Below are 9,107 nucleotides of genomic sequence, written 5' to 3'. Positions count from 1 at the left end.
AAGTGTGTAAAATTTAAAGTTAATAAAATAAAAAAACTCAGGATTGAATTCAATCCTGAGTTTTTTGAAACTTACACAGTTTATGAGATAGTGCCAAATTAAAAGAGCTACACAACAACTATTAAAATAAAAATTTAATAGTTGGTTTAAAACGCACTAGATATTTTATTATAAAATATTTTAGAAAAATCATCAATAACTATATCTGCTAAGCTATAATCTTGATTTTTAGAGTGTAAACTGTTGTAACCTACACAATAAACACCTGCTGCCTTTGCTGCTTTTATACCATTGGTAGAATCTTCAATAACAATACATTCATTTCTTGCAAAACCAGCTAATTCAGCAGCCTTTTCAAAAATTTCTGGATGTGGTTTTGAAGCCTTTAAATCTGCACCACTAATTTTTGCTTTAAAATATTGATTTAAATTAAAACGTTTAAACACATTATCTATAGTAAACATAGAAGCAGAAGACGCAAGAACTAATGTTATACCGTTGCTGTAATAATTTTTTATTAGCTCTAAAACACCATCTATAAGCTGTAAACTTGGATCGTTTTCAAAAAGACCTAAAAAGTACTTGCGTTTGCTCTTTACTAAATCTTCTGGTGCGTTATCAAGCTTAAATATATCACATAATTTTTTACAAATATTAATTGTAGACTGTCCTGTAAACGACTCGTATAACTCCAAGGATACATCAATTTTAAAAGCGTTAAACATTAAAAAATAGGCTTTTTTATGTAGAGGTTCTGTGTCTACAATTACGCCATCCATATCAAATAATACTGCTTTTAACATTTTGTTTTTTGTGCGAAGATAAGTTATAGTATATATTTTTTTCTCTCTAAAAATTAGAATATTTTGCAAGTACAATTTAATGTCATGATTTATACTCTTATTTTTATAGTATTTGTAATTTTTGTAATCTATGCTTTTTATATAGTAAAAGCTAAAAATGTTAAAGCGGTTCCAAAGCATTGGCACAGCTTATTAAAAGAACACGTACTTTTTTATAAAAATCTATCTAAAAACGATCAAACTATATTTAGAAAAAGGATGATGCTTTTTTTAAGTGAAATTCATATTGATGGCGTTAATACAGAGATTGAAGAATTAGACAAAATACTAATTGCTTCTAGCGGAATTATTCCTGTGTTTGGTTTCTCAAATTGGAGCTATAATAACTTATCTGGTATTATAGTATATCCAGACAGTTTTAATGAAGATTTGCAATTCTCTAAAGCAGATAAAAACAAAAGAATACTTGGAATGGTTGGTACAGGACGTTTTAATAAACAAATGGTACTCTCTAAAAAAGCAATAAGATTAGCTTTTAAAAATAAAACAGATAAGCATAACACACCTGTACACGAATTTGTTCACTTGTTAGATAAAATGGATGGTAAAATAGATGGCATTCCAGAGCTTTTTCTTGGTAAAGAGTTTATTGAACCTTGGTTATCTCTTATGCATAAAGAAATGGAAGCTATTAATAACGACACCTCAGATATTAGAAAATATGGAGGAACAAGTAAAACAGAATTTTTTGCTGTAGCCTCAGAATATTTTTTTGAAAGACCTAAATTATTTAAACAAAAACATCCAGAATTATATAAAATGTTGTCAATTTGTTTTCAGCAATCTAAATAAAATGGTTGTTAAGCAGGTATTTTAAATAAGAATGTAGTGCCTTTATTAATTGTAGACTCAAACAATATTTTGTCATGAATATTTGTTATAAAAATCGAAAACAAAATATAATATGGTAAACTTGTAATATAAGATTGTGTAACATTAGATACATTTTTTAAATTTCAAAAACACTAAATTTGTTTAGGTTATATTTTCAATGTTAAAAGTAAACATTAAATAATATGGCTATTTATTAAAAACTTTTACTTTAAATAATAAACTTAAAATTTTTAATCCATAACTTACAAATACATATTTAAGAATTAAAAATACTTAGATAATTAAACAATGGACTTTAACCAAGTAGTTACATATTTATGCGCTTTCGTAATAGGAGCAATTTTAGGCTTAATAGGTGGAGGAGGTTCTATATTAACAGTGCCATTATTGGTTTATTTTTTAAGTTTTAATCCAATAATTGCAACTGCATATTCTTTATTTGTAGTAGGCTCGTCTTCTTTTGTAGGAGTTATACAGAAGCATAGAAAAGGTCTAGTAGATTTTAAAACAGGTTTAATATTTATATTTCCTTCTCTTTTAGCGGTTTATTTTACAAGACGCTTTTTAGTACCTGTTATTCCAGAAATTGTATTTAATTATCGAGACTTTTCTATAACTAAAGACATGTCAATCATGTTATTTTTTGCAATAGTTATGTTTTTCGCTTCTTTCTCAATGATTAAATCTAAGCAAAAAAATAATACAACTAAAAGTAAACTACCATATTACAAAACCTTTTTTCAAGGTATTGTAATTGGTATTATTACTGGATTAATTGGAGCTGGAGGAGGATTTTTATATGTCCCAGCATTAGTGCTTTGGTCTGGTTTAAACATGAAAAAAGCTGTTGCAACGTCTTTATTAATTATTACAATAAATTCTTTAATTGGTTTTTTAGGTGATGTTCAATTACTAGAAATAGATTGGTACTTTTTATTATCATTTTCATCTTTAACAATTTTCGGTATTCTAGTTGGTGGTTATTATTCTAAATTTATACCTAGTAAAAAACTAAAAAAGAGCTTTGGATGGTTTGTTTTATTAATGTCATTCTATATATTATCCAAAGAGTTACTATTTTAATATAATAAAGGTTATAAGTAATAATTAAAAACATTAGTAAATTTGTAAAACAAAAAAAAATAAAATGATTATTGAACAAATATATACAGGTTGCCTAGCACAAGGTGCTTATTACATAGAAAGTGAAGGTGAAGTAGCTATAATAGATCCTTTACGAGAGGTGAAAAATTATATTGTTAAAGCGGAAGACAATAATGCTAAAATTAAATATATTTTTGAAACACATTTCCATGCAGATTTTGTTTCAGGTCATGTAACTTTATCCAAACAAACAGGTGCTCCAATAATTTATGGACCAACAGCAAACCCATCTTTTGCTGCTATAATTGCTAAAGATGGTCAGGAATTTAAGCTAGGAAAATTAACTATTAAAGCATTACACACTCCTGGTCACACCATGGAAAGTACAACGTACTTGTTAAAAGATGAAAACGGTAAAGACCATGCTATTTTTAGTGGTGATACTTTGTTTTTAGGTGATGTTGGAAGACCAGATTTAGCGCAAAAAGCAGCAGATATGACGATGGAAGATTTGGCAGGTCTGTCTTTTGATAGTCTTCGTAGTAAAATTATGCCTCTAGCAGACGATGTTACAGTTTATCCAGGTCATGGAGCAGGTTCAGCATGTGGAAAAAACATGATGAAGGAAACCGTAGATACTTTAGGTAACCAAAAACAAATGAATTACGCTTTACGTGCAGACATGACTAAAGCCGAATTTGTTAAAGAACTAACCGATGGTTTATTACCACCACCAAAATATTTTCCTTTAAATGTGCAACTAAATAAGGAAGGAGGCTACGAGGATATCGATAAAATTATAAAAAAAGGAACAAAAGCATTATCTCCAGACGCTTTTGAAGCTGCTGCTAATAAAACAGAAGCACTTATTTTAGACGTACGTCATCAATCAGAATTTATAAAATCACACATTCCACGATCTATATTTATAGGTTTAAAAGGTGGTTTTGCTCCTTGGGTTGGTGCTTTAATTGCAGATATAAAACAACCATTATTATTAGTTGTAGATAAAGGCTTCGAAGAGGAAGCAATTACAAGATTGTCTCGTGTTGGTTTCGATAATACTTTAGGATATTTAGAAGGTGGATTACAAGCATGGAAGGAAGTAAAAAAAGAAACAGACGATTTAGTATCTATTTCAGCTGAAGCGTTTAAAGAAAGATTAGAAAAAGATAAAATTCCAGTTTTCGATGTAAGAAAAGAAAGTGAGTTTATTGCTGGACATATTGAGAATGCAAATTTCACACCTTTAGGTGATTTAAATTCGCATTTAGCAGAGTTTCCTAAAAGCGATACATTTTACGTGCATTGTGCTGGTGGTTATCGTTCTGTAATTGCAGCCTCAATTTTAAAAAGCAGAGGGATTCATAACTTAGTAGATGTAGCAGGAGGAATGGGAGCCATTAAAAATGTTGGTATTCCTGTATCAGATTTTGTTTGCCCAACAACTTTAAAGAAATAATTAAAATTATATGGATTTAATTTATAGCACTTGGCCATGGTATGTGGCTGGACCTTTAATTGCATTAACCATGTTTTTACTTATTAAAATGGGTAAAAAGTTTGGCATGTCTTCAAGCCTTAGAACCATGTGTTCAATAGGTGGAGCAGGATGGTTGGTCGATTTTTTTAAATTCGATTGGAAAAAAGATGTTTGGAACTTGTATGTAGTTGCAGGAGTTATACTTGGTGGATTTATAGCCTTACAGTTTTTATCGCCAACTGCGCCACAAATAAATCAAGAGGTTTTGGTTAAGCTTCAAGAATTAGGAATTAACAGTACTAATACTGCTTTTTTGCCAACAGAGTTGTTTAGTTTAGAAAGTATGCTAACTGTTAAAGGTTTTTCTATTCTATTAATTGGTGGTTTTTTTGTTGGTTTCGGAGCGCGTTATGCTGGAGGTTGTACATCTGGTCATGCTATTTCTGGATTAAGCAACCTACAATTACCGTCTTTAATTGCAGTTATTGGTTTTTTTATTGGTGGTTTAGTAATGATTCATTTAATATTTCCTTTAATTTTTTAAGCATATGAAACAGTTTCTATCATTTTTCGTTATCGGCTTATTTTTAGGCATATTATTTATTAAATCTGAAGTTGCTTCATGGTTTCGTATCTACGAAATGTTTCAGTTTAAAAGCTTTCACATGTATGGTATTATTGGCTCTGCTATTGCTTTAGGAATAATAGCAGTAAAGTTTTTAAAGTCTACAGAAGCTAAAGATTTTAGTGGAAAAGAAATCAATATTACTCCAAAAGAAAAAGGATTTACACGCTACATAGTTGGTGGTATTATTTTTGGTTTAGGTTGGGCTTTAGCAGGTGCATGTCCTGGACCAATGTATGTTTTACTTGGTACAGCATTACCAAGTATTTTAGTATTAATACTAGGAGCACTTTTAGGAACGTTTCTGTATGGTGTTTTAAAGGATAAACTACCGCATTAATATTAAGAATTAAATCTATTTTATTTATTATTTTGAAAATAATTTACATTTCTACATGTAACATTTTCAATTTGTCTGCGTCTTATTAGTATCAATCATCAAAAAATCACAACATTATGCACACAGACAGACAATTATTAGTATTCACACATTTAAGTCAATTATTAACAGCCATTACAGGCTTTGGTGGACTTATAGTTCCTTTAGTAATTTGGTTTACTAAAAAGGACGAGGATTACCAAATAGACGAACAAGGAAAGAAAATTATTAATTTTCAATTAAGTTTAATTGTAAACTTCATTATCTGTATTCCATTAATTTTATTATTTGGACTTGGTCTTTTAGGATTTATAGTATTAGGAGTAGTTTCGATATTGTTTCCAATAATTAACGCTATAAAAGCTAATAACGGAGAAAACCCAACATATCCATTGAGCTATAGATTTATTAACTAAATCTCGATAACAAATACTTTATCTTTTAATTTTGTTAGTTAGTTGAATTTTATTTTTAGATAAAGAAAAACGCAACCTTTATGGGTTGCGTTTCTATTTTATATAATTATTGTTGTGTTAAAATTTATGCTAGTAATATCTAGAAAACGTCTGTTTTCCAACGTTAGCACCCTTTGTTTTTAACTATTCAACATCACAGGCATCACTAACATCGTTACATGCTCACCTTCATCTAATCCATCAACAGGAGTTAAAATACCAGCTCTGTTAGGCATACTCATTTCTAATTGTACTTCACCAGAAGTAAGATTGTTTAACATTTCTGTTAAAAAACGAGAGTTAAAGCCAATTTGCATATCGTCACCTTGATAATCACAAGTTAAACGCTCTTCAGCTTTATTAGAATAATCAATATCTTCTGCAGATATATTAAGTTCTGCACCAGCAATTTTTAAACGAATTTGGTGTGTAGTTTTATTAGAAAATATACTCACACGCTTTACAGAACTTAAAAACTGAGAACGATCGATACTTAATTTATTCGGATTCTCCTTTGGGATTACTGCTTCGTAATTAGGATATTTACCATCAATTAAACGGCAAACTAATATTGTGTTTTCAAAAGTGAATTTTGCGTTAGAATCGTTGTACTCAATAGTAACATCGTCATCACTTGCAGCTAAAATTCCTTTTAATAAAGTTAAAGGCTTTTTAGGCATAATAAACTCTGCAACTTGAGAAGCACTAACATCTTCACGTGTATATTTTACTAACTTGTGAGCATCTGTAGCAACAAACGTTAAATTATCTGTAGAAAACTGAAAGAAAACACCGCTCATTACTGGTCTTAAATCATCGTTTCCAGCAGCAAAAATAGTTTTACTAATAGCAGTTGCTAATATATTTCCAGCAATAGTAGTTTTACTTGGATCTTCAAGTGCTACAGCTTTAGGAAACTCTGCGCCATCTGCATAAGCTAAAGCGTATTTACCATGATTAGAGCTAATTTCTACAGTGTTATTTTCTTCTACTGTAAACGTTAACGGTTGTTCTGGAAATGTTTTTAAAGTATCTAATAATAAACGTGCAGGAATAGCAACACTTCCTTTGCTATCGCTTTCTATATTTAATGTTGAAGACATTGTTGTTTCTAAATCACTAGCTGAAACAGTAAGTGAGTTATTATCAATATCGAAAAGAAAATTATCTAAAATTGGTAAAGTATTAGAGCTGTTTATTACACCTCCCAAAACTTGTAATTGCTTAAGCAAATAAGTACTTGATACTATAAACTTCATATGTATTTTGGTCGTTAATTTCTGAATAATTAATTACTACAAATATAGAGTTTAACAGTCTAAAACTGAAACAAACTTATTAACAGTCTGTTTCCGCGAATGCGGAAATTTTATAATGCTTTTTTTGAGTATTTTTTTCTTCGGAAGAAATTAAAAACAACACCAAAAAGCCCTAGAAACAATAGCGGAAGCACGATATTTATAATTTGCCATTTCGTTTTCTCTTTGGCAATTTTTGCTTGATCTAAAAAAGCAACTTCTACAGCTTTGCTTCTAATGTTTATAAGTCCGTCATCATCTAAAAGATAGTTAACTGCATTGAGCAAGAATTCTTTGTTTCCGTAGGTTTCTTTTGTCCATTTATCGAAACCAAGAGTGGTTGGTCTGCCTTTATCTATATCGTTTTTAATAACATCACCATCTGCGATGATAATTATTTTTGTTTCAGAACTTTTAGTTTTATCAGTACCAAGTTTAAGAGGTTTCACACGATTGTTGTAAACCGAAGTAAATTCACCTTCCAACAGTACAGCAAGGTTTTGCCTGTCTTTAGTAAATAATTCTGAAGGCGGTTCTTGTAAAGCAAAACCTAAACTAATTTCTTTAGGTGTACCTTCTAAACGACTTGGCTTATCACTTTTAAGTAGAATAGTCTTCTTTATATCGTTTTTAAGCGTGTCTATTTGGTTAGCAAAGTCAAACTTAACAAAGTTGATGTTATTTGTTATTGGGTGGTTAACATCGCTTAGAGCTAAAGGTGAATAAGGCCATCTAAAGTGCTGTAATTTTAAACTTTCATCCTGTCCAGTTTCTAAAGTAATTCTACCAATATTTTGACTTTTAACACTTGTTAATACAGGATTAATACGTGCTCCATATTTAAAAAAGAAGTTGGTTAAATTTAAATCTCTAGAGACAGCAACGTTTTTGCCTTCAGGATTAAATAAACTGTCCTTTTCCATGTTAATTCTATCAATTAACCACAAACTTTTTCCACCATTCATGGTGTATTGGTCTAGTACATATTTTTCTTCTTCAGAGAATGCTTCTGTTGGCTTTGCAGCAATAATTAAATCATAAGAATTTAGAGATTTAGCAGTTTTTTGTGGATTAGTAACCACACTATCCAAGGTAAAAGGCGCAATGTAATAATACTGTTTTAGTGTTGTTAAAAAGTCTGCAATCTTAAGATCAGGCAATTCATTATTACCTCTTAATATTGCTATTTTTCTACGTTTTGGGTTTACTAGTTTACTTAATCCATCTGCAAACGCATATTCTAAATGTTGTACAGAGTTGCTTACCAATTCCTGTTGGTTAGCATTCACTTTATACTTTACTAAAGGAATATCTATTGTTTGGTTATTATAACTTGCCAAAGCCCATGGAATAACCACCAGTTGCGATTGCTTACCATTGTCTTGAACGCTTACTTGCATTGGTCTTAATCCACGATCTGTAAGTTGTGTAATACTTCGCTCTCGTGTAGCTTCGTCTTCAATAGGATTTATAAATTTAAATTTTATATTACTATTGTAAGCCGAAAACTCTTCCAATAATTGTCTGGTTTCGGTTTGCAATCTTCTAAATTCTGAAGGAAAACCGTCACCTTCTAAAAACACATCTATTACAATTGGAGAATCAACGTCTTTTATAACATTTAAAGACGCTTGGTTAAGTGTATAACGACTATCTGAAGTTAAGTCGAAACGTTGATAAAAAGATGAGCTGATAACATTTAACACTATTAAGCCAATAGGTAAGATAGCAAGTTGTAACCATTTTATAGGTTGAGAACCTTCAGCATTAATACGTTTTACGGTTAAAAATATAAAGAAAGCAGTAACACTTAAAAAGTAAAGAATATCTCGCGTATCTAAAACACCACGACTCATACTTTTGTAATGAGCACTCATACCAAACTGATCGATCCAAGGTCCAATAAAATCCACTAAACCTTCAAAACCAACATAAAAGAAAAAGCAAATAAAAACAGCAATTATAAAAGCAACAATTTGATTATCGCTTAAAGTAGAGGAGAAGATACCTATTGCTGTGTAAGCTGCAACTAAAAATAAGAGACCAAAATAAGAGCCTAAAGTACT

At 30.3% G+C, this 9,107-nt stretch carries 9 protein-coding genes; 6 read left to right on the top strand and 3 right to left on the bottom strand.

The genetic code is table 11. The features are described 5' to 3' along the window. Positions 1–146 precede the first annotated feature (146 nt). Positions 147–803, bottom strand: a complete 657-nt coding sequence (locus tag Q0C58_RS07995; RefSeq protein ID WP_290699768.1) for an HAD family phosphatase — start codon at positions 801–803, stop codon at positions 147–149. A gap of 84 nt (positions 804–887) precedes the next feature. On the opposite strand from Q0C58_RS07995, the gene Q0C58_RS07990 reads away from it, so the two are divergent. The 6 genes from Q0C58_RS07990 (at position 888) to Q0C58_RS07965 (ending at position 5,704) form a co-directional block, all read left to right on the top strand. Then, positions 888–1,655 carry a M90 family metallopeptidase gene (locus Q0C58_RS07990; protein ID WP_290699774.1) on the top strand — a complete coding sequence of 256 codons (768 nt, stop codon included), beginning with the start codon at positions 888–890 and terminating at the stop codon, positions 1,653–1,655. 330 nt (positions 1,656–1,985) lie between these two features. Then, entirely contained in the window at positions 1,986–2,780 is a 795-nt protein-coding gene (locus Q0C58_RS07985) for a sulfite exporter TauE/SafE family protein (protein WP_290699765.1), read from the top strand. A 64-nt stretch (positions 2,781–2,844) separates the two neighbouring features. Next, positions 2,845–4,263 carry an MBL fold metallo-hydrolase gene (locus tag Q0C58_RS07980; RefSeq protein ID WP_290699762.1) on the top strand — a complete coding sequence of 473 codons (1,419 nt, stop codon included), beginning with the start codon at positions 2,845–2,847 and terminating at the stop codon, positions 4,261–4,263. Positions 4,264–4,273: 10 nt separating this feature from the next. Beyond that, positions 4,274–4,828, top strand: coding sequence for a YeeE/YedE thiosulfate transporter family protein (locus Q0C58_RS07975; protein WP_290699759.1), 555 nt, complete (start codon positions 4,274–4,276; stop codon positions 4,826–4,828). A gap of 4 nt (positions 4,829–4,832) precedes the next feature. Then, complete coding sequence (locus tag Q0C58_RS07970; RefSeq protein ID WP_290699755.1) at positions 4,833–5,249, top strand: DUF6691 family protein; 417 nt, start codon at positions 4,833–4,835, stop codon at positions 5,247–5,249. Between the two features lie 116 nt (positions 5,250–5,365). Next, entirely contained in the window at positions 5,366–5,704 is a 339-nt protein-coding gene (locus Q0C58_RS07965; RefSeq protein WP_290699750.1) for a DUF4870 domain-containing protein, read from the top strand. Between the two features lie 179 nt (positions 5,705–5,883). Here the strand turns inward: Q0C58_RS07965 and dnaN are convergent, their stop codons facing one another. Together dnaN and gldG are read right to left on the bottom strand one after the other, a co-directional pair. Beyond that, complete coding sequence (dnaN, locus tag Q0C58_RS07960; protein WP_290699748.1) at positions 5,884–7,002, bottom strand: DNA polymerase III subunit beta; 1,119 nt, start codon at positions 7,000–7,002, stop codon at positions 5,884–5,886. A 110-nt stretch (positions 7,003–7,112) separates the two neighbouring features. After that, the coding region (gldG, locus tag Q0C58_RS07955) for a gliding motility-associated ABC transporter substrate-binding protein GldG (RefSeq protein ID WP_366841485.1) at positions 7,113–9,107 on the bottom strand (1,995 nt) is incomplete at its 5' end.

The organism is Lacinutrix sp. (assembly GCF_023299985.1).
Classification (GTDB): Bacteria; Bacteroidota; Bacteroidia; order Flavobacteriales; family Flavobacteriaceae; genus Lacinutrix.
This window is presented reverse-complemented; position numbering and strand designations above follow the sequence as displayed.

Bases quoted from the DNA above. Each gene is read 5' to 3' on its own strand.
- Q0C58_RS07985 (WP_290699765.1), top strand. From the start codon at position 1,986: ATGGACTTTAACCAAGTAGTTACATATTTATGCGCTTTCGTAATAGGA.
- Q0C58_RS07980 (WP_290699762.1), top strand. From the start codon at position 2,845: ATGATTATTGAACAAATATATACAGGTTGCCTAGCACAAGGTGCTTAT.
- dnaN (WP_290699748.1), bottom strand. From the start codon at position 7,002: ATGAAGTTTATAGTATCAAGTACTTATTTGCTTAAGCAATTACAAGTT.
- Q0C58_RS07975 (WP_290699759.1), top strand. From the start codon at position 4,274: ATGGATTTAATTTATAGCACTTGGCCATGGTATGTGGCTGGACCTTTA.
- Q0C58_RS07970 (WP_290699755.1), top strand. From the start codon at position 4,833: ATGAAACAGTTTCTATCATTTTTCGTTATCGGCTTATTTTTAGGCATA.
- Q0C58_RS07995 (WP_290699768.1), bottom strand. From the start codon at position 803: ATGTTAAAAGCAGTATTATTTGATATGGATGGCGTAATTGTAGACACA.
- Q0C58_RS07990 (WP_290699774.1), top strand. From the start codon at position 888: ATGATTTATACTCTTATTTTTATAGTATTTGTAATTTTTGTAATCTAT.
- Q0C58_RS07965 (WP_290699750.1), top strand. From the start codon at position 5,366: ATGCACACAGACAGACAATTATTAGTATTCACACATTTAAGTCAATTA.